This window comes from Streptomyces sp. NPDC018964, assembly GCF_044390325.1.
Lineage (GTDB): Bacteria > Actinomycetota > Actinomycetes > Streptomycetales > Streptomycetaceae > Streptomyces.
The window spans coordinates 135,864-156,247 of sequence record NZ_JBIRYZ010000008.1; the positions used below are offsets into that span (position 1 = coordinate 135,864).

17 protein-coding genes are annotated in these 20,384 nt (G+C 72.8%); 12 read left to right on the forward strand and 5 right to left on the reverse strand.

Annotated elements, in window-relative coordinates; all coding sequences use genetic code 11:
- The first annotated feature begins 1 nt into the window (after position 1).
- The 3 genes from ACH5AO_RS15880 (at position 2) to ACH5AO_RS15890 (ending at position 2,173) form a co-directional block, all read left to right on the forward strand.
- Entirely contained in the window at positions 2 to 601 is a 600-nt protein-coding gene (locus ACH5AO_RS15880) for an SAV_6107 family HEPN domain-containing protein (RefSeq protein ID WP_398924853.1), read from the forward strand.
- A 111-nt stretch (positions 602 to 712) separates the two neighbouring features.
- Positions 713 to 1,483, forward strand: coding sequence for a methyltransferase (locus ACH5AO_RS15885; RefSeq protein WP_398924855.1), 771 nt, complete (start codon positions 713 to 715; stop codon positions 1,481 to 1,483).
- Between the two features lie 288 nt (positions 1,484 to 1,771).
- Positions 1,772 to 2,173, forward strand: coding sequence for a DUF3040 domain-containing protein (locus ACH5AO_RS15890; protein ID WP_398924857.1), 402 nt, complete (start codon positions 1,772 to 1,774; stop codon positions 2,171 to 2,173).
- Positions 2,174 to 2,255: 82 nt separating this feature from the next.
- Here ACH5AO_RS15890 and ACH5AO_RS15895 read toward each other — a convergent pair whose 3' ends face one another.
- The 5 genes from ACH5AO_RS15895 to ACH5AO_RS15915 form a co-directional block, all read right to left on the reverse strand.
- Positions 2,256 to 2,462, reverse strand: a complete 207-nt coding sequence (locus ACH5AO_RS15895; protein ID WP_398924858.1) for a hypothetical protein — start codon at positions 2,460 to 2,462, stop codon at positions 2,256 to 2,258.
- A gap of 201 nt (positions 2,463 to 2,663) precedes the next feature.
- Positions 2,664 to 5,003, reverse strand: a complete 2,340-nt coding sequence (locus ACH5AO_RS15900; protein WP_398925241.1) for a DUF3488 and DUF4129 domain-containing transglutaminase family protein — start codon at positions 5,001 to 5,003, stop codon at positions 2,664 to 2,666.
- Between the two features lie 47 nt (positions 5,004 to 5,050).
- A complete protein-coding gene (locus tag ACH5AO_RS15905) occupies positions 5,051 to 6,421 on the reverse strand; it encodes a DUF58 domain-containing protein (RefSeq protein ID WP_398924860.1) in 1,371 nt (456 codons plus the stop codon).
- A complete protein-coding gene (locus ACH5AO_RS15910) occupies positions 6,421 to 7,473 on the reverse strand; it encodes an AAA family ATPase (protein WP_398924862.1) in 1,053 nt (350 codons plus the stop codon). The genes ACH5AO_RS15905 and ACH5AO_RS15910 overlap by 1 nt, the downstream gene beginning before the upstream one ends.
- 263 nt (positions 7,474 to 7,736) lie before the next feature.
- A complete protein-coding gene (locus tag ACH5AO_RS15915) occupies positions 7,737 to 8,285 on the reverse strand; it encodes a beta-class carbonic anhydrase (RefSeq protein ID WP_398924864.1) in 549 nt (182 codons plus the stop codon).
- 418 nt (positions 8,286 to 8,703) lie between these two features.
- Between ACH5AO_RS15915 and rsmH the strand changes: the two genes are divergently transcribed.
- The 9 genes from rsmH (at position 8,704) to murG (ending at position 20,352) form a co-directional block, all read left to right on the forward strand.
- Positions 8,704 to 9,660 carry a 16S rRNA (cytosine(1402)-N(4))-methyltransferase RsmH gene (gene rsmH, locus ACH5AO_RS15920; protein ID WP_398924866.1) on the forward strand — a complete coding sequence of 319 codons (957 nt, stop codon included), beginning with the start codon at positions 8,704 to 8,706 and terminating at the stop codon, positions 9,658 to 9,660.
- A gap of 75 nt (positions 9,661 to 9,735) precedes the next feature.
- Entirely contained in the window at positions 9,736 to 10,206 is a 471-nt protein-coding gene (locus ACH5AO_RS15925; protein ID WP_398924869.1) for a septum formation initiator family protein, read from the forward strand.
- 5 nt (positions 10,207 to 10,211) lie between these two features.
- Positions 10,212 to 12,188: a penicillin-binding transpeptidase domain-containing protein gene (locus ACH5AO_RS15930; RefSeq protein WP_398924871.1), complete on the forward strand. Its 1,977-nt coding sequence runs from the start codon at positions 10,212 to 10,214 to the stop codon at positions 12,186 to 12,188.
- 226 nt (positions 12,189 to 12,414) lie between these two features.
- Complete coding sequence (locus ACH5AO_RS15935; RefSeq protein WP_398924873.1) at positions 12,415 to 13,935, forward strand: UDP-N-acetylmuramoyl-L-alanyl-D-glutamate--2,6-diaminopimelate ligase; 1,521 nt, start codon at positions 12,415 to 12,417, stop codon at positions 13,933 to 13,935.
- Positions 13,936 to 13,939: 4 nt separating this feature from the next.
- Positions 13,940 to 15,355 (forward strand): UDP-N-acetylmuramoyl-tripeptide--D-alanyl-D-alanine ligase, encoded by a 1,416-nt coding sequence (murF, locus tag ACH5AO_RS15940; RefSeq protein ID WP_398924875.1) that lies wholly within the window; start codon positions 13,940 to 13,942, stop codon positions 15,353 to 15,355.
- Positions 15,352 to 16,425 (forward strand): phospho-N-acetylmuramoyl-pentapeptide-transferase, encoded by a 1,074-nt coding sequence (mraY, locus tag ACH5AO_RS15945; RefSeq protein WP_030858959.1) that lies wholly within the window; start codon positions 15,352 to 15,354, stop codon positions 16,423 to 16,425. Before murF ends, mraY begins: the two co-directional genes overlap by 4 nt.
- Positions 16,407 to 17,825: a UDP-N-acetylmuramoyl-L-alanine--D-glutamate ligase gene (gene murD, locus ACH5AO_RS15950; protein WP_398924877.1), complete on the forward strand. Its 1,419-nt coding sequence runs from the start codon at positions 16,407 to 16,409 to the stop codon at positions 17,823 to 17,825. Before mraY ends, murD begins: the two co-directional genes overlap by 19 nt.
- A 73-nt stretch (positions 17,826 to 17,898) precedes the next feature.
- The gene (gene ftsW, locus ACH5AO_RS15955) at positions 17,899 to 19,251 is read left to right on the forward strand and encodes a putative lipid II flippase FtsW (RefSeq protein WP_398924879.1); all 1,353 of its coding nucleotides are present in this window, start codon (positions 17,899 to 17,901) and stop codon (positions 19,249 to 19,251) included.
- Between the two features lie 6 nt (positions 19,252 to 19,257).
- Entirely contained in the window at positions 19,258 to 20,352 is a 1,095-nt protein-coding gene (murG, locus tag ACH5AO_RS15960) for an undecaprenyldiphospho-muramoylpentapeptide beta-N-acetylglucosaminyltransferase (protein ID WP_398924881.1), read from the forward strand.
- Positions 20,353 to 20,384 lie beyond the last annotated feature (32 nt).

Below are 20,384 nucleotides of genomic sequence, written 5' to 3' on the forward strand. Positions count from 1 at the left end.
CATGGCCAACCCGTCCGCAGCCGCCGCCCGTCGGCCCCGCGCAACCGGCCCTGCCCCCTCACTGAACGGCCCGGCGAGCGACATCCACCCCGTGCTGCGCCGCGCCACGGCCCCGCCCGCCGCCCTCGACCTGCTCGCCCAGGCCCGTGCCGGACTCGACGAGGCGTCCGTCCTGGAGACACCCAACGAGCGCTACGCGACGGCCCACCTCGCCGCCCTGCGCACCGCCGCCGCCGTGCTCGCCGCCCGCGGCCGGCCCGAGACCTCGCCCCGGGCCCGGGCCCGGATACGGAGCGCCTGGGACGTGCTCCCCGAGATCGCGCCCGAACTCGCCGATTGGAGCGCGCTGTTCGCCTCCGGGGCCGGACGCCGCGCCCGTGCCGAGGCCGGCATCCAGGGCGCGGCGAGCGGCCGGGACGCCGACGACCTGATACGCGACGTGGCGATGTTCCTCCGCCTGGTCGAACGCATGCTGGTCCTCCAGCCGGTCCTGCCCCTCCCGGCGGCGCGGGGAAGCGCGCGGAGGGGGTCCGGGGGCGAGGCCCCCGAGGACGGGACGGGAAGGGACGGAGGAGGCGAAACACCTCGCGCGGCCCCCTAGCCCCTCGGCCAGGTGGCCGGAAACCACGGCACAGGCCATAGGGTGGACACCGCCTGAAACCCGATCGCTCCGCCGAAGACCAGGCGGCGCCCCGCCGAGGAGTCAACTACCGTGTCGGACCCGATGCGGCCCCGCGCCGCCCTCCGTACCGCCGTGGTCTGGGAGGTCCTCCAGGACGCCCTGGAACGTCGGGTCGAGGCGACCGGACGGCAGGCGCTGGACGTCCTCGACACCGGTGGCGGCAGCGGCAACTTCGCGGTGCCCCTCGCCCGGCTCGGCCACCGGGTGACCGTCGTCGACCCCAGCCCCAACGCGCTGTTCGCCCTGGAGCGCCGCGCCGCCGAGGCCGGTGTCGCCGACCGGGTGCGGGGCGTCCAGGGCGACGTCCGGGGCCTCTTCGACGTGGCGGAGCGCGGCGGCTACGACGTCGTGCTGTGCCACGGCGTCCTGGAGTACGTCGACGACCCCGCCGAAGGCGTCCGCAACGCGGTGGCGGCCCTGCGCCCCGACGGCGTCCTCAGCCTGCTCGCCGCGGGCCTCGGCGGTGCCGTGCTCGCCCGGGCCCTCGCCGGTCACTTCACGGAGGCCAGGCAGGCGCTCGACGATCCGGACGGCCGATGGGGCACCGGCGACCCCGTGCCGCGCCGCTTCACCGCCGACCGGCTCACCGCGCTCGTGGAGGGCGCGGGCCTGAGGGTCGGCGCCGTGCACGGGGTGCGGGTCTTCGCCGACCTCGTCCCCGGCGTGCTCGTCGACACCGAGCCCGGAGCCCTGGACGCGCTGCTGAGGCTGGAGGCCGCGGCGGCCGAGCACGCGGCCTTCCACTCCGTGGCCACGCAACTTCACGTACTCGGTGAGACACAGGAGACCCCGGAGGCCTGAGCGGCTGCCGGGACGCGCCGCTGATCAGCGGCGCGTCCGCCGGTCCCGCCGCGCATGGAGTGCGCCACAGGCCCCCCGAATGGCGGCTTGGCGCCGTATGATCGAGGGAGACCGCCCGGCATGACGGGCCGGCCGCCGGGGAATGAGAAGCCTCAGCGGGCCGGGACGTGATGGCTGGTACCGGTTGGCCAATTGGCGCAGAGGGGCGGGTTTCACGGGGGCGATTCCCTGCCTATCCTGAAGGGACCCCCCGGGTCGCCCCGGCGACTGCACGATGAGGAGGACTCCGTGCCGCTCTCGGAGCACGAGCAGCGCATGCTCGAGCAAATGGAGCGAGCGCTGTACGCCGAAGATCCCAAGTTCGCGACAGCGCTCGAGGGAAGCGGGCTGCGTACGTACACCCGGCGACGGGTCTACCAGGCGGTCGCGGGCTTCCTCGTGGGTATTGCGCTCCTCATGGCCGGTATGGTCGCCCAGCAGGTCTGGCTCAGTGTCGTGGGGTTCCTCGTGATGCTGGGCTGCGCGGTCCTCGCGGTGACCGGCTGGCGCAAGGCGCCCAAGCCGGGAGAGCAGGCCGTCGGCACACCGGGCACGCCGCAGGCGGGCCGCCAGACCAGACAACGCCGCTCGATGATGGACCGCATCGAGGAACGCTGGCAACGCCGTCGCGACGAGCAGGGCGGCCACTAGGCCGACCGAGAACGTGCCGAAGGGGCGACCACCGCACGGTGGTCGCCCCTTCGCGTTCCCGTTCCCGCGGGCAGTCGGTGCCTCAAGGCTCCGGGAGGTACTCCCGGGCGGCACGGGTGAGCACGACCGCCCCCGCGGCTCTCCACGGGCAGCCGGGGCCGTCCGGGGGCCCGCCGAGGTGGGTGGCGGGCGGGGTGAGCCACGGGGCCCGGCGCTTGCGGGGACACCGGCGCACCCATCCGCGCCGCCCCAGCGCCGGGCAGCGCACCCACTCCTGTCCAGTGCTCACGTCGGGCAGCGCACCCCATTCCCGCCCAGCGTTTACGTCGGGCCGTGCACCCCACTCCCGCCTAGTGCTTACGTCGGGCGGCGCGGCTCGCTCCCGCCCAGTGCTTACATCGGGCAGCGCACCCTACTGTCGCCCAGTGCTCACGTCGGGTACCGCGCAACCCCGCGCGGACCGGCCCCGCGGGGCCGGTCCGCGCGCGGCTCAGCCCCGCTGCCGTGACGGCCGGCGCCAGGCCGGACGGAGCGCCGGCAGGCGCGCACGCACCCCGGCCCACCACGCCGACACCGCCCACACCACCCGCACACTCGACCGCGGAGCGAACACCGCCCGCATCCGCACCCGCCGACCACCGGCCGAGGCCCGCAGTCCCGCGGCAGCCCCCCGCACCTCGTCCGCCAGCCCTACCACCGGCCGCGGCCGCGGCGCGTACAGGACCTGCTCCACCGCGTCGGCCACCCGGTGCACCGACGCCGCCGCGTCCGGGCCGAGCCGGCCCAGCCGCACGATCCGGTCCGCCGTCCCGCGCGGGGTCAGCGACTTGTCCGGCGCGATGCCGTAGTCCCACGCCGTGTCGGTCAGCTCGTCCCAGACGGCCAGGACGTACGGCACCGTCTCCGCCTCCGAGCGGCCGTGTCCGCCCAGCCGCGCCGCCCGCGTCCTCGCCCGCCACAGCAGGGGCGACAGCGGCAGCACCAGCACCACGAGACCGGCCAGCGCCCACCCCAGCAGCGCGTACCACTTCGGTCCGTCGTCGCCCGTGGGCAGGGCCACCTGCGGCGACTCGCTCTCGCACGCCCCGAGCCTCCTGCGCTCCGTCGTGCAGCTCTCGCTCTCCGAGGGCTCCGCCGACGGCTCCGCGGACGCGGTCCGCGAGGGCCGGGCGGGATCGGGCACCGTGTTCTCCGCGGTGTCCTGCACGGTGTACGACGGCGTCGAACCACGGGTCGGGGTCGGCTCGAACCGGGTCCAGCCCACACCCTCGAAGTACAGCTCCGGCCAGGCGTGCGCGTCCCGCAGCCCGACCGAGACCGTGCCGTCCGCCTGCGGGGTGCCGGGCGCGAAGCCCACCGCGACCCGTGCCGGTATGCCCAGCGAACGGGCCATCGACGCCATCGCGAACGAGAAGTGCACGCAGAAGCCCTGCTTGTCCCGCAGGAAACGGGCGATCGCCTCCGAGTCGTTGCCGACGTCGACCTCGGTGTCGTACTCGAAGCCGCCGGTCAGCGTGAAGTACTCCTGGAGCCTGACCGCCTGGTCGTAGGGGGTGGCCGCGCCCTCGGTGACCTCACGGGCGGTGCGGGACACCACGGCGGGCAGCGAGTCCGGCAGCTCGGTGTACTCGCGCCGCAGCGCGGGCACCGGATCCGGCGCGCCGGCCAGCTGTTCCGCCGTGGGCCGCACGTGGAGGCTGCGCACCTCGTACGTCAGACCGCGCGTGTTCTGTCCGCGGCCGCCGACCAGCGACATGCCGACGGGTTCGTAGAGCCAGTCGCCCCGGATGCTCACCCCGCTCGGCGGGTACGGCGTCGGCAGCCAGTCCTGGGCGTACCAGTCGGCGGTCGAGATCGTCGTGCCGATCTCCGTGCGCTCGACGTCGGGGCCGAGGCCCGGCGGCGTCGGGAACGTGCCGGTGGGGACGGTGGTGAAGGACCGCTTCGACGGCTTCCACGTGGTGCCGTCGAAGTCCTCCAGGGACACGATCCGCAGATACAGGTCGGACACGTCCGTCAGCTCGGAGCGCACCGACATGACCTGGCGGTCGTCGTCCCTGTTCAGCGAGTCCTGCAGCGACACCAGCAGGTTCACCGCCGAGACGTTGCCGCCCCCGCCGGTGCCCGAGCCGGCCCCCGTGCCGCCGGGGTCCAGCAGGCCGCCGTTCATCGCGGGCAGGCCGAGCGGCACCACCAGGGCGATGCCCAGCGCGACCGCGCCGATCCGCCGCCCGGTGCGCACCGGTGCGACGGCGCCGGGCGAGTCCCCGCCCGGGCCGGGTGCCCCGCCGAACACACGCCCCCACTGGGAGAGCCGGTCCCGGCCCTCGGCGAGCAGCAGCATCAGGTAGCCGGCCGCCGCCAGCAGGAACCACAGCCAGTCGATGCCGTTGTCGGACAGCCCCGCCGCCACCGAGTACAGGGCGAGCAGCGGCAGCCCGGCAGGGGCCGCGCTGCGGAAGGTCACCGCGAGGGCGTCCACCAGCAGCCCGATCACCAGCACGCCGCCGACCAGCATCAGCCGGATGCCGTCGGACAGCGGCGCCGGGATCGCGTACCGGCTGACGTCGTTCCCGCCCTGCTCCAGCAACTCGGCGAAGAAGCGGACGACGTCGGGGCCGGGTATCAGCCCGGCGAAGGCGTGCTCACGCGCGAACACCAGGGTCAGCAGCACCAGCGTCACCAGGACCTGCGCCGCCACCGTCAGCGGACGCGCCAGCGGTACCCGCCGGGCCGCCGCGCCCACGCCCGACTGCGCCGCCAGCAGGAACGCCGCCTGGAGGATCCAGGACGCCGGGTCGACCAGCGGCAGCAGGGCGCACGACGCCATCAGTGTGGCCGCCCACGCGCACAGCGTCAGCCTCGCCCGTCCGCTGATCACGGTCCCTCCCCACCACTCGCCGCGGCCAGGCCCGAACGCTCCCGGTCCGCCTGCCGCCACAACTCGTCCAGCGGGGTGCCCCGCGGCACGCCCAGCGCCGTCCAGCCCGCCTCGCGCAGCATCCGCAGCCACTCCTCGCGCCGGTCCGCCGCACCGGGCACATCGGTCGGCTCCCGCAGCCAGGTCCCGCTGTCCAGCAGGAAGGCGAACGCGCCTCCGCTGCGCTGCCGCATCCGCGCGAGCACCGCGGTCTGCTCCTCGTCCAGGTCGCCGAGGAAGGCGACCAACAGCCCCTCGTTCCCGCCGCGCAGCACGTCGTAGGCGCGGGACAGGCCCTCCTCGTCGGAGTGGTCCACCACGGCGAGGGCGTCCATCATCAGCCCGGCCGCGTCCGCGGACTCCTGGTTCACCCCCGCGAACCCGTCGGAGCCCTCGCCCGGCACCGAGGTGCCGGTGTCGGTCAGCAGCCGTACCGAGAAACCGCGCTCCAGCATGTGCATCAGCACGGAGGCCGCACCGGACACCGCCCACTCGAACGCCGAGTCCGGGCCGGCGCCCGCGTAGGCCACGGCCCGGGTGTCGAGGAGCACCGTGCACCGGGCGCGCTGCGGCTGCTCCTCGCGGCGCACCATCAGCTCGCCGTAGCGGGCGGTGGAGCGCCAGTGCACCCGGCGCAGGTCGTCGCCGTGGCGGTAGCCGCGCGGGATCACGTCGTCCTCGCCGGCCAGCGCCAGCGCGCGCTGCCGTCCGTCGCCGTACCCCTTCGCCTCGCCGCTCAGCCGCACCGGCGGCAGCGGCTCCACGCGCGGGATCACCGTCAGCGTGTCGTACGTGGAGAAGGACCGGGTCAGCTCGCACATCCCGAACGGGTCGGACAGCCGCAGCTGCAGCGGGCCCAGCGGATAGCGGCCGCGCAGGTCGGAGCGGACCCGGTAGGACACCTCCCGGCGCCCGCCCGCCTCCACCCGGTCCAGGACGAACCGCGGACGCGGGCCGAGCACGTAGGGCACCCGGTCCTGGAGCATCAGCAGGCCCGTGGGCAGCCGCGAGACGTTCTCCATCCGCAGGTGCACCCGCGCCTCGGAGCCGGCGGGCACCCGCCCGGGGGAGAGCCGGCGGCTGCCGGCGACCCGGTAGCGGGTGCGGTAGAGCACGGCCGCGCACACCAGCGGAAGCACCGCGAGCAGCAGTCCGACCCGCAGCAGGTCGCTCTGCCCCAGTACGTACGCGCAGATCGCGGCGGCCACACCGGCGGCCAGGAAGGAACGCCCGCGGGTGGTGAGACCCGCCAGGGCCGTCCTGACGCCGCTCCGGCCACCTGTGTCGCCCGTGCCGCCGTCCGCGTGGACGGCGCCGGCGGTGGTCATCACAGCCTCCGGGGCGGCTGCCGGCCGAACTCCGGACCGCCGTGGCCGAGACCGCTCTGCCGCGAGGCGTCCGCGGACGTCCGGGGGCGGTCCGCGGGCACCGGGGTGTGCTGGAGGATCTCCTGCACCACCTGCTCGGCGGTCCGGCGGTTGAGCTGGGCCTGGGCGGTGGGCAGCAGCCGGTGGGCGAGGACGGCCACGGCGAGTGCCTGCACGTCGTCCGGCAGCGCGTAGTCCCGGCCGCCGAGGGCCGCCGTCGCCTTCGCCGCGCGCAGCAGGTGCAGCGTCGCGCGCGGCGAGGCGCCGAGTCTGAGATCGGGGTGCGTGCGGGTGGCGGCGACCAGGTCCACCACGTACCGGCGGATCGGTTCGGCCACGTAGACGTCGCGCACCGCCTCGATGAGCTTGAGGATCTCGTGCGCGTGCGCCACCGGCTGGAGGTCCTCCAGCGGGGAGACGCCGCCGTGCACGTCCAGCATCTGCAGCTCGGCCTCCGCGCTCGGGTAGCCGACCGAGACGCGGGCCATGAAACGGTCGCGCTGGGCCTCCGGCAGCGGGTAGGTGCCCTCCATCTCGACCGGGTTCTGCGTCGCCACGACCATGAACGGGCTGGGCAGCTCGTAGGTCTTGCCGTCGATGGTGACCTGGCGCTCCTCCATCGACTCCAGCAGCGCGGACTGCGTCTTCGGCGACGCGCGGTTGATCTCGTCGCCGATCACCACCTGCGCGAAGATGGCGCCCGGCTTGAACTCGAAGTCACGGTGCTGCTGGTCCCAGATGGACACACCGGTGATGTCCGAGGGCAGCAGGTCCGGAGTGAACTGGATCCGCCGCACCGAGCAGTCGATGGACCGCGCCAGCGCCTTGGCCAGCATCGTCTTGCCGACTCCCGGGACATCCTCGATGAGCAGATGTCCCTCGGCGAGCAGTACGGTCAGCGAGAGCCGTACGACCTCGGGCTTTCCCTCGATCACGCCTTCCACCGAACTCCGCACGCGCTCCACCACGGCGGTCAGATCAGTGAGGCTCGCTCGATCGTCATAGGTCGTCACCCGGCCCTCCTCGGCCTTTCCCCGCGCTCCGGAAGGGAGCGGGGGACCCCAAATGTCCCGGGCCGACGCCTTGCTGTGTGGACCGGCCCACCCCGAATCACGGACACCGCGCGGGAAAAGTTCCGCGTGGCGCCACTCCCGCATTCTTGCCGCCGTTACCGATTCGTGTCACTCGCCTGTGGACAACTGACAGCGATATGCCAGGTCTTGCGACAGTCGAACGGCGTCCGGAGTCCGGGTTCCCTCCGGGGTGGGCGGCCGGGTCAGGCGGGGTCGATCTCGCGCAGCAGGCCCGTGTGCACGTCGAAGACGAAGCCGCGCACGTCGTCGGTGTGCAGCAGGAACGGCGAGGTGCGCACGCGCTGCATCGACTGCCGTACGTCCTGGTCGACGTCCCGGAAGGCCTCCACGGCCCAGCCGGGACGCTGGCCCACCTCCATCTCCAGGTCGTGCCGGAACTCCTCGGTGATGGACTCCAGACCGCAGCCGGTGTGGTGGATGAGGACCACGCTGCGGGTGCCCAGCGCACGCTGGCTGATGGTCAGCGAGCGGATCACGTCGTCGGTGACGACGCCGCCCGCGTTGCGGATGGTGTGGCAGTCGCCGAGTGACAGGCCCAGCGCGGCGTGCAGGTCGAGGCGTGCGTCCATGCAGGCCACCACGGCGACGTTGAGCACAGGGCGGGCGTCCATCCCGGGGTCGGTGAAGGCGGCCGCGTACTGCTGGTTGGCGTCGACCAGACGGTCGGTGACCGTGCCGTGGCCGGTGGCGGCGTTCTGAGAGCCGGTGGGAACCGATGCTGAAGTCGTCATACCCATGACGGTACTGGTCACGAGGGCATCGGGCCCGTTGTGAGGGGCGACAAAGAACGTCAGCGGGTCTTGGTGTGAGGTAACCCACAGGAGTGGTGTGAGCCCCCTCCTGCGGGTGATGTGCCCGATCCGCCCCTTGACCTGCCGCGCGGACCGCGACGCGCAGGCCGGTTGATTGACCGGGCGGAACCGTGGACTAAAGTGGCGCGAAGCGGGAGGCGAGAGCGCCCGCCGCACTGAATTTCCCCGGATCCCCCGGCGACGCCCGGGGAATCTCCCCGCGTGCGCGGCGCGCACGTACGGCTCGGCCTCCTCCCGCCGCCGCCCGGCCGACGCCCGACGGCGCCGGTCGCCCCTCACCGGGGGAGGGCGGGAACCCGGCGGTGCGTGAGTGCCGCGCCGGATTTGAGAGGGCCACTTGAGCCAGAGTCGACACGTCCCGGTGATGCTCCAGCGGTGCCTGGACCTGTTGGCGCCCGCCCTGGAGCGGCCGGGAGCGGTGGTGGTCGACTGCACGCTCGGGCTCGGCGGCCACAGCGAGGCCCTGCTGCGGCGGTTCCCCGAGGCCCGGCTCGTCGCCCTGGACCGCGACAAGGAGGCCCTGCGCCTGTCCGGTGAGCGGCTGGCGCCCTTCGGCGACCGGGCCACCCTGGTGCATGCCGTCTACGACGAGCTCCCCGGCGTCCTCGACCGGCTCGGCGTCCCGCGCGTGCGGGGCGTCCTGTTCGACCTCGGGGTGTCCTCCATGCAGCTCGACGAGGCCGACCGCGGCTTCGCCTACGCCCAGGACGCCCCCCTCGACATGCGCATGGACCAGACGACCGGCGTCAGCGCCGCCGAGGTCCTCAACACCTACCCGGCCGGCGAACTCGTCCGCATCCTGCGCGCCTACGGCGAGGAGAAGCAGGCCAAGCGCATCGTCTCCGCGATTGTGCGCGAACGCGAGAAGGAGCCGTTCACCAACAGCGCCCGCCTGGTCGAGCTGATCCGCGACGCGCTGCCGCAGGCCGCCAAGCGCACCGGCGGCAACCCGGCCAAGCGCACCTTCCAGGCCCTGCGGATCGAGGTCAACGGCGAGCTGTCGGTGCTGGAGCGGGCGGTCCCGGCGGCCGTGAAGGCCCTCGACGTCGGCGGACGGATCGCCGTGCTGTCGTACCACTCCCTGGAGGACCGGCTCGTCAAGCAGGTGTTCGCGGCCGGCGCCGCCACCACCGCCCCGCCCGGGCTCCCGGTCGTCCCCGAGCGGTACCAGCCCCGGCTCAAGCTGCTCACGCGCGGTGCCGAACTTCCCACCGAGGAGGAGATCGCCGAGAACCGGCGCGCGGCCCCCGCGCGGCTGCGCGGCGCCGAGCGGATCCGGGAGGACGTCGATTGAGGCACGGACGGCGCACGGGGCGGGTGACGGGCGGCCGGGCGTACGGGTGGGAAAAGCGAACTCAGGGGAGCGTGAGTGAGTAGGAAACCCGAACTGAAGGGGAGGCCCGCGCCGAAGGGAAGGCCCGAGCTGAAGGGGAGGGCGGCCCGGCTCGCCCGGCTCCTGCCCACCGGGCGCGCCCAGGCGGCGCGCACCCCCTTCGTCCTCCTCGTCGTCGTCCTCCTCGGCGGAGGTCTGATCGGCCTCCTGGTGCTGAACTCCGCCCTCAGCGAGGGCGCGTTCCAGCTCGACGACATCCAGCGGGAGACCAAGAACCTCACCGACGAGGAACAGGCCCTGCAACGGGACATCGACGCCTACTCCGCCCCCGACGCCCTCCAGCGCCGCGCCCGCGAGCTCGGCATGGTGCCCGGCGGCGACCCCGCCTTCCTCGGTCCCGACGGCAAGGTCAAGGGCGTACCCGGCGCCGCCCACGCCCCCATGCTCCTGGCGCCCGGGGCGCCGGCCGCCACGCCCACGCCCTCCTCATCGACCCCCGGCAGGTGACGGAAGTGTCCGACAGGGAACCGCCCCGCCGCCGGGTGCCCGGCCCCGCCAGGCCCGCCCGCCCGGCCGCCGGACAGCGACCGGCCGCCGGACAGCGCCCCGGCCCCGGCTCCCGCCCGGCCCGCAGGCCCGCGGGAACCCGCCCCGCGCCCCCGAAGGCCATCCGGCTGGGCAGCCCGCGCCCCCGGCTGCGCCTGATCGGCGTGGCCCTGACCCTGGTCCTGCTCGCCTTCGCCGTACGGCTCTTCCAGGTGCAGGCCGTCGACGCGAGCACCTACGCCGCCAAGGCCGACCGGAACCGCTACGTCGGCCAGGTGCTGGAGGCCCAGCGCGGCGGGATCACCGACCGCCACGGCGTGGCCCTGGCGACCACCGAGGACGCCTACGACATCACGGCCGACCCCACGATGTTCGCCCCGGACGAGCTGGAGATCGCCGACGGCCCTGAGCAGGCCGCCGCCCTCCTCGCCCCGATCCTCGGCCAGGACCAGGACGAGCTGGTCGAGAAGCTGCGCCCGGAGAACAAGGCCCTGCGCTACGTCAAACTGGCCGCCCGCCAGACCCCGCAGACCTGGAAACAGATCAAGGACCTGAAGACCGCGCTCGCCAAGAAGGCCGCGACGGACGACTCCACCACCAACGTCCTGGCCGGCGTCTTCTCCGTGCCCACCAGCAAGCGGGTGTACCCCAACAACGAGCTGGCCGCCGGAATACTGGGCTGGGTCAACGCCGAGGGCAAGGGCGGCGGCGGCATCGAGCTCCAGTTCGACAAGCGGCTCGCCGGCCAGGACGGCAAGATCCGCTACGCCCAGTCCGGCGGCCGTCTCGTCCCGACCGCGGGCTCCACCGAGACCCCGGCCGTGCCCGGCAGCGACGTCGAGCTCACCATCGACCGCGACATCCAGTGGGCCGCGCAGAACGCCATCAGCGAGCAGGTGAAGAAGTCCGCGGCCGACCGCGGCTACGTCATCGTCCAGGACACCCGCACCGGTGAGGTCCTCGCGATGGCCAACGCGCCCGGCTTCGACCCCAATGACCTCTCCGAGGCCGACCCGGACGCGCTCGGCAACGCGGCCGTCCAGGACGCCTTCGAACCCGGCTCCACCGCCAAGGTGCTCTCCATGGCGGCGGTCCTCGAGGAGAACGCCGCCACCCCCGGAACGCACGTCGTCGTGCCCAACCGGCTGCACCGCGGCGACCGCCTCTTCAAGGACGACATCGACCACCCGACCTGGTACCTGACGCTCAACGGCGTCCTCGCCAAGTCCAGCAACATCGGCACCATCCTCGCCACCGGCCAGCTCGGCAAGACCCAGGCCCAGGCCAACAAGGTCCTCTACGAGTACCTGCGCAAGTTCGGCCTGGGCAGCCACACCGGGCTCGGCTTCCCCGGCGAGACCAAGGGCATCCTCGCCCCGCCAAACGCGTGGTCCACCTCGCAGCAGTACACGATTCCGTTCGGCCAGGGCGTCTCCGTCAACGCCATGCAGGCCGCCTCCGTCTACTCGACCATCGCCAACGGCGGCGTCCGCGTCGAACCCACCCTCGTACGCGGCTCCAAGGGCCCCGACGGACGCTTCATCCCCGCCCCGGCGCCCGAGAAGACCAGGGTCGTCAGCGAGAAGACGGCGAAGACGCTCGCCCGGATGCTGGAGTCGGTCGTCGACGACGCGGAGGGCACCGGCACCAAGGCACGTATCCCGGGCTACCGGGTCGCGGGGAAGACGGGTACGGCGAACCGCGTGGATCCGGCCACCGGCAGGTACCACGGCTACACCTCGTCCTTCGCCGGCTTCGCCCCCGCCGACAAGCCCAGGATCACCGTCTACTGCGTCATCCAGAACGCCACCGAGGGCAGCTACTTCGGCGGCCAGATCTGCGGACCCGTGTACAAGCAGGTCATGGAGTTCGCCCTGAAGACCCTCCAGGTGCCGCCGACCGGCGCCGCCCCCGCCGACCTCCCGGTCACCTTCAAGCCCTGACCCGTACACCGAGCACCGAGCCACCAGGAACCACCCCGTGACGACGATCACTCCCGACCCCGGGAACCGGAACACCTCCCGCCCCTCGCCCACCCGTCACCCACCGCCGCCCCCGCCGGACGGCGGTGCGCGCGGGCCCCTCTTTGGCCCCCCGGCCGGTGCGCCCGGTACGCTCACCGCCGTGCCACACGCTGATCAGTCCCAAACCGCCCAGAAGGGCCACCCCGTGACATATCCGGGACCGCCCCGTCCGGTTCAGGTCTCCGCCACACCCCTCGCGGAGCTCGCCGGCCAGCTGGGTGTCCCCACGCCGGAACGGGCCGCGGAGGTCACGGGCATCACCCATGACTCGCGCGCCGTCCGCCCCGGCGACCTGTACGCCGCCCTCCCGGGCGCCCGCGCCCACGGCGCCGACTTCGTCACCCAGGCCGCCGGCCTCGGCGCGGTCGCCGTCCTGACCGACCCGTCCGGCGCCGAGCGCGTCGCCGCGGCCGGACTGCCGGCGCTGGTGGTCGACGACCCGCGCGCGCGGATGGGCGAGCTGGCGGCCACCATCTACGGCCACCCGGGCCGCGATCTGCTCCAGATCGGCATCACCGGCACTTCGGGCAAGACCACCACCGCCTACCTGGTCGAGGGTGGCCTGAAAACGGCCCACCGCACGGGGCTCATCGGCACGGTCGAGATGCGCATCGGCGACGAGCGCATCAAGTCCGAGCGCACCACCCCCGAGGCCACCGACCTCCAGGCCCTGTTCGCCGTCATGCGCGAGCGCGGCACCGACGCGGTCGCCATGGAGGTCTCCAGCCACGCCCTGGTCCTCGGCCGGGTCGACGGCTGCGTCTTCGACATCGCCGTCTTCACCAACCTCAGCCCGGAACACATGGAGTTCCACTCCGACATGGAGGACTACTTCCGGGCCAAGGCACAGCTGTTCACGCCGGAGCGCAGTCGGCTCGGCGTGGTCAACGTCGACGACGAGTACGGCCGCCGCCTCGCAAAGGAGGCCGGCGTCCCGGTCGTCACCTACTCCGCCGAGGGCCACCCGGACGCCGACTGGCGCGCCGAGGGCGTCGAGGTCGGCCCGATGGACTCGACGTTCACCGTGACCGGCCCCGGGGGCGAGCGGATCGCCGCCCGGTCGCCGCTGCCGGGCCCGTTCAACGTGGCCAACACCCTCGCCGCGATCGTCGCCCTCGCCGCCGCCGGACTCGACCCGCAGGCCGCCGCCGACGGCGTCGCCGCCGTACCGGGCGTGCCGGGCCGGCTGGAGCGCGTGGACGCCGGACAGCCGTACCTCGCGGTGGTGGACTACGCCCACAAGACCGACGCCGTGGAATCGGTGCTGCGCGCCCTGCGCAAGGTCACCGAGGGCCGGGTGCACGTCGTGCTCGGCTGCGGCGGCGACCGCGACCGGACCAAGCGGGAGCCCATGGGCGCCGCCGTCGCGCGGCTCGCCGACACCGCCGTACTGACCTCCGACAACCCCCGCTCCGAGGATCCCCTCGCGATCCTCGCCGCCATGCTCCGGGGCGCGGCCTCCGTGCCCGCCCACGAGCGCGGCGAGGTGCAGGTCTTCGAGGACCGGGCCGCCGCGATCGCCGCCGCCGTCGCCAGGTCGCAGCCCGGTGACACGGTGCTGGTCGCCGGCAAGGGCCACGAGCAGGGGCAGGACATCGCCGGGGTGGTACGTCCCTTCGACGACCGCCAGGTGCTCCGGGAAGCCATCAAGAAAACCCAGGGATGAACTTGTGATCGCCCTCTCCCTCGCCGAGATCGCAGAAGTCGTCGGCGGGCAGACGCACGACATACCGGACCCGTCCGTCCAGGTCACCGGACCGGTCGTCCGGGACTCGCGGGAGGCGGGTCCGGGCAGCCTGTTCGTCGCCTTCGCCGGCGAGCGCGTGGACGGCCACGACTTCGCGGCCCAGGTCGTCGAGGCGGGCGCGGCCGCCGTGCTCGCCTCCCGGCCCGTCGGGGTCCCCGCGATCGTCGTGGCGGACGTCCAGGCGGCCCTCGGCGCCCTCGCCCGGCACGTCGTCGGCCGGCTGGGCACCACCCTCGTCGCGCTCACCGGCTCGGCCGGCAAGACCAGCACCAAGGACCTCATCGCCCAGGTGCTGCGGCGCAAGGCGCCGACCGTCTTCACCCCCGGCTCGCTCAACAACGAGATCGGGCTGCCGCTCACCGCGCTCACCGCCACCGAGGAGACGAAGTTCCTCGTGCTGGAGATGGGAGCGCGCGGAATCGGCCACATCCGGTACCTCACCGGACTGACGCCCCCGAAGGTCGGACTCGTCCTGAACGTCGGTTCCGCCCATATCGGCGAGTTCGGCGGCCGGGAGCAGATCGCCGAGGCCAAGGGCGAGTTGGTGGAGGCCCTGCCCCCGGCCGAGGAGGGCGGCGTCGCGGTCCTCAACGCGGACGACCCCCTCGTACGGGCCATGGCGTCCCGTACGAAGGCGAAGGTGATCCTTTTCGGAGAGTCCGACGAAGCGGACGTCTCCGCCGAGAACGTGCGACTCACGGACAGCGGACAGCCTTCCTTCAGGCTTCACACACCCTCCGGTGCATCCGATGTGACCATGCGCCTGTACGGTGAGCATCACGTGTCGAACGCGCTCGCCGCGGCCGCCGTCGCCCACGAGTTGGGCATGTCCGCAGACGAGATCGCCACCGCGCTCTCCGAAGCGGGCTCCCTCTCCCGCTGGCGGATGGAGGTCACCGAGCGCCCGGACGGCGTGACGGTCGTCAACGACGCCTACAACGCGAACCCCGAGTCCATGAAGGCCGCGCTGCGCGCGCTGGCGGCCATGGGCAAGGGACGCCGTACGTGGGCGGTGCTCGGCAAGATGGCCGAGCTCGGGGACGAGGCGCTCGCCGAGCACGACGCGGTCGGACGGCTTGCCGTCCGGCTCAACGTCAGCAAGCTCGTCGCGGTCGGGGGCAGGGAAGCCTCCTGGCTGCAACTGGGCGCATATAACGAGGGTTCGTGGGGTGAGGAGTCGGTGCACGTGTCCGACGCACAGGCGGCGGTCGACCTGTTGCGCAGCGAGTTGCGCCCGGGAGACGTCGTTCTCGTGAAGGCGTCCCGTTCGGTCGGGCTCGAGAGCGTGGCGCAGGCGCTGCTCGAGACCGGTGCCGAGGGTGAGGTCGCAGTCCGATGATGAATCAGATCCTGTTCGCAGGAGTCATTGGCCTCTTCCTGACGCTGATCGGCACCCCGCTGCTGATCAAGCTGCTCGCGCGCAAGGGCTACGGGCAGTACATCCGTGACGACGGCCCGCGCGAGCACGCCAGCAAGCGCGGTACGCCGACGATGGGCGGCATCGCCTTCATCCTGTCGACGGTCGCCGCGTACTTCCTCAGCAAGGTGATCAGCGGCGAGCCGCCGAGGTACTCGGGCGTGCTGGTGCTGGGCCTGATGGTCGGCATGGGCCTGGTCGGCTTCCTGGACGACTACATCAAGATCGTCAAGCGGCGTTCGCTGGGTCTGCGGGCCAAGGCGAAGATGGCCGGCCAGCTGATCGTCGGCATCGCCTTCGCGGTGCTGTCCCTGCAGTTCGCGGACTCCCGCGGACAGACCCCGGCCTCCACGAAGCTGTCGTTCATCACGGACTTCGGCTGGACCATCGGCCCGGTGCTGTTCGTCGTCTGGGCGCTGTTCATGATCCTCGCGATGTCGAACGGCGTGAACCTGACCGACGGTCTGGACGGCCTCGCCACCGGCGCCTCCGTGCTCGTCTTCGGCGCCTACACCTTCATCGGCGTCTGGCAGTTCCAGGAGTCCTGCGCCAACGGCGAGACGCTGACCAACCCCGGCGCCTGCTACGAGGTGCGCGACCCGCTGGACCTCGCGGTCGTCGCCTCCGCGCTGATGGGTTCCTGCCTGGGCTTCCTGTGGTGGAACACCTCGCCGGCCAAGATCTTCATGGGCGACACCGGTTCGCTGGCGCTCGGCGGTGTGCTCGCGGGTCTCGCGATCTGCTCCCGCACCGAGCTGCTGCTGGCCATCCTGGGCGGTCTGTTCGTCCTCATCACCATGTCGGTGGTCATCCAGGTCGGCTCGTTCAAGCTCACCGGGAAGCGGGTCTTCCGGATGGCGCCACTCCAGCATCACTTCGAACTCAAGGGCTGGTCCGAAGTCCTCGTGGTGGTCCGCTTCTGGATCATCCAGGGCATCTGTGTGATCGTCGGACTGGGCCTCTTCTACGCGGGATGGGCAGCGGACAAGTGACCGACTGGCAGGGGAAGAACGTCACCGTCGCCGGACTCGGCGTCTCCGGCGTCCCGGCGGCCAAGGTGCTGCACGGGCTCGGCGCGAAGGTCACCGTCGTCAACGACGGGGACGACCCGCGCGCCCGCGAGCAGGCCGCCGAACTGGAGGCGCTCGGCGTCACCGTGCGCCTCGGCGACGGTGCGACCCTGCCGGAGGGCACCGAGCTGATCGTCACGGCCCCCGGCTGGAAGCCGGACAAGCCGCTGTTCGCGGCGGCGGACGCGGCCGGGGTGCCGGTGTGGGGCGACGTCGAACTCGCCTGGCGGCTCAGGAAGCCCGGCGCGGCCGACTGGCTCGCGGTCACCGGCACCAACGGCAAGACCACGACCGTCCAGATGCTCGCCTCCATCCTGAGGGCGGCGGGCCTGCGCACCGCCGCCGTCGGCAACATCGGCGTCTCCCTCCTGGACGCCGTGCTCGGCGAGGAGGAGTACGACGTGCTCGCCGTGGAGCTGTCCAGCTACCAGCTCCACTGGGCGCCCTCCCTGCGCGCCCACTCGGCGGCCGTGCTCAACCTCGCCCCGGACCACCTCGACTGGCACGGCTCCATGGAGGCGTACGCCGCAGACAAGGGCCGCATCTACGAGGGCAACCGCGTCGCCTGCGTCTACAACGCGGCCGACAAGGCCACCGAGGACCTGGTCCGCGAGGCCGACGTCGAAGAGGGCTGCCGCGCCGTCGGTTTCACCCTGGGCACCCCGGGTCCCTCCCAACTCGGCGTCGTGGAAGGCATCCTGGTCGACCGCGCCTTCGTCGAGAACCGGCAGAGGAACGCCCAGGAGCTCGCCGAGGTCTCCGACGTCAACCCGCCCGCCCCGCACAACATCGCCAACGCCCTTGCCGCGGCGGCCCTCGCGCGGGCCTACGGGGTGCCCGCCGGCGCCGTACGGGACGGCCTGCGGGCCTTCACCCCGGACGCCCACCGCATCGCGCACGTCGCCGACGTGGACGGGGTCGCGTACGTCGACGACTCCAAGGCCACCAACACGCACGCGGCACAAGCCTCGTTGGCGGCCTACGAGCCGATCGTGTGGATCGCCGGCGGGCTCGCCAAGGGCGCCACCTTCGACGAACTGGTCGCCGGCGCGGCGAAGCGGCTGCGCGGCGTCGTGCTGATCGGCCGGGACCGTGCCCTGATCCGCGAAGCCCTCGCGCGACACGCCCCGGAAGTACCCGTCGTCGACCTCGACCGGACCGACACTGGGGCGATGCTCCAGGCCGTCCAGGAGGCGCGGCGGCTCGCCCGGCCCGGCGACACGGTGCTGCTGGCCCCGGCCTGTGCCTCGATGGACATGTTCACCAACTACAACAAGCGCGGTGACGCGTTCGCACAGGCGGTGCGCGAGCTCGGCGCCTGATCCCGGCCGCCTGGCGCCGGGCGACCTCGGGAGGGACGCGTGGGACCGTCGACGGCGTACAGCGGAGGCCCGGATGACCGGTAGTCGTACCGGCCGCCCGCCCGTGCGGCGGGCGGCACGCGGACCCGTCGTGCCCGGGCCCCCGCGCGAGAACCCCCTGCGCACCCTGATCACCCGGGCGCGCAGGGCCTGGGACCGCCCGCTGACCGCGTACTACCTGATCCTCGGCGGCAGTCTGCTGATCACCGTGCTGGGCCTGGTGATGGTCTACTCGGCCTCCCAGATCACGGCGCTGCAGATGTCGCTGCCGGGCTCGTACTTCTTCCGCAAGCAGCTGCTGGCCGCCGTGATCGGCGGCGTACTGCTGCTGGTGGCCTCCAGGATGCCGGTGAAGCTGCACCGCGCCCTGGCCTACCCGATCCTCGCGGGCGCCGTCGTCCTGATGGTCCTGGTGCAGGTGCCGGGGGTGGGAGTCGCGGTCAACGGCAACCAGAACTGGATCGCCCTCGGCGGCTCCTTCCAGCTCCAGCCCAGCGAGTTCGGCAAGCTCGCGCTGGTGCTGTGGGGCGCCGATCTGCTCGCCCGCAAGCAGGAGAGGCGGCTGCTGTCCCAGTGGAAGCACATGCTGGTGCCGCTCGTCCCGGCCGCCTTCATGCTGCTCGGGCTGATCATGCTCGGCGGTGACATGGGTACGGCGATCATCCTGACGGCGGTCCTCTTCGGCCTGCTGTGGCTGGCGGGGGCGCCGACCCGGCTGTTCGTCGGCGTGCTGTCGATCGCCGCGCTGCTCGGCGCGATCCTCATCCGCACCAGCCCCAACCGCATGGCCCGGCTCACCTGCCTCGGTGCCACCGAGCCCCGGACGGGACCGGTCGACTGCTGGCAGGCCGTGCACGGGATCTACGCCCTCGCCTCCGGCGGGATCTTCGGTTCCGGACTCGGTGCGAGCGTGGAGAAATGGGGTCAACTCCCCGAAGCCCACACGGACTTCATCTTCGCCGTCACCGGTGAGGAACTGGGCCTGGCGGGGACGCTGTCGGTACTCGCCCTGTTCGCGGCTCTAGGCTATGCGGGTATCCGCGTGGCCGGACGCACGGAGGACCCCTTCGTCAGGTATGCCGCGGGAGGCGTGACCACCTGGATCACGGCCCAGGCCGTGATCAACATCGGTGCGGTGCTCGGTCTGCTGCCGATCGCCGGAGTCCCGCTCCCGCTGTTCTCCTACGGGGGATCCGCCCTGCTGCCGACCATGTTCGCCATCGGGCTGCTGATCGCCTTCGCGCGTGAGGACCCCGCTGCACGGATGGCGCTTGCCATGCGGCAACCCCGCTTTGGTAGAAAGCGGGGCGGGGGTCCACAGCGGCCCCGGAGATGGAACACGATGCGACGGCGCGCCCCGGTGGCGCGGTCGTCCGGAGAGCGGTGAATTTCGGTGCATGTCGTACTCGCCGGCGGAGGAACCGCGGGCCACATCGAGCCCGCGCTCGCCCTCGCGGACGCCCTGCGCAGGCAGGATCCGACCGTGGGCATCACGGCCCTGGGCACGGAGCGTGGCCTGGAGACCCGTCTCGTACCCGAGCGCGGGTACGAGCTGGCGCTGATTCCCGCCGTACCGCTGCCGCGCAAGCCCACCCCCGAACTGATCACCGTTCCGGGCCGGCTGCGCGGCACCATCAAGGCGGCCGAGCAGGTCCTGGAACGCACCAAGGCGGACGCCGTGGTCGGCTTCGGCGGCTACGTCGCCCTGCCCGGCTACCTCGCGGCCAAGCGGCTCGGCGTGCCGATCGTGATCCACGAGGCCAACGCCCGGCCCGGACTGGCCAACAAGATCGGCTCCCGGTACGCCGCCCAGGTCGCCGTCTCCACGCCCGACAGCAAGCTGCGCAACTCCCGCTACATCGGCATCCCGTTGCGCCGTTCCATCTCCACCCTCGACCGGGCCGCCGTACGCCCCGAGGCCCGCGCCGCGTTCGGCCTCGACCCCAATCTGCCCACGCTGCTGGTCTCCGGCGGCTCGCAGGGCGCCCGCAGGCTCAACGAGGTCGTCCAGCAGGTCGCTCCGTGGCTCCAGCAGGCCGGGATCCAGATCCTGCACGCGGTCGGTCCGAAGAACGAACTGCCGCAGGTGCACCAGATGCCGGGAATGCCCCCCTACATCCCGGTAAGTTACCTGGACCGGATGGACCTCGCGTACGCCGCGGCCGACATGATGCTCTGCCGCGCGGGCGCGATGACCGTCGCCGAACTCTCCGCCGTCGGGCTCCCGGCCGCCTACGTCCCGCTGCCCATCGGCAACGGCGAGCAGCGGCTCAACGCCCAGCCGGTGGTCAAGGCCGGCGGCGGACTGCTGGTCGACGACGCGGAGCTGACTCCCGAGTGGGTGCAGCAGAACGTGCTGCCCGTGCTCGCCGACCCGCACCGGCTGTACGAGATGTCCCGCGCCGCCGCCGAGTTCGGCCGTAGGGACGCCGACGATCTGCTCGTCGGCATGGTGTACGAGGCGATCGCCGCCCATGCGCACCGCTGAGCGGCGAGCGAGCCGAAGGGGCGCGTCGGTGT

Coding starts and splice junctions, on each gene's coding strand:
- ACH5AO_RS15905 (WP_398924860.1), bottom strand. CDS start 6,421: ATGACCACCGCCGGCGCCGTCCACGCGGACGGCGGCACGGGCGACACA.
- ftsW (WP_398924879.1), top strand. CDS start 17,899: ATGACCGGTAGTCGTACCGGCCGCCCGCCCGTGCGGCGGGCGGCACGC.
- ACH5AO_RS15915 (WP_398924864.1), bottom strand. CDS start 8,285: ATGACGACTTCAGCATCGGTTCCCACCGGCTCTCAGAACGCCGCCACC.
- ACH5AO_RS15900 (WP_398925241.1), bottom strand. CDS start 5,003: ATGGCGTCGTGCGCCCTGCTGCCGCTGGTCGACCCGGCGTCCTGGATC.
- ACH5AO_RS15880 (WP_398924853.1), top strand. CDS start 2: ATGGCCAACCCGTCCGCAGCCGCCGCCCGTCGGCCCCGCGCAACCGGC.
- mraY (WP_030858959.1), top strand. CDS start 15,352: ATGATGAATCAGATCCTGTTCGCAGGAGTCATTGGCCTCTTCCTGACG.
- murD (WP_398924877.1), top strand. CDS start 16,407: ATGGGCAGCGGACAAGTGACCGACTGGCAGGGGAAGAACGTCACCGTC.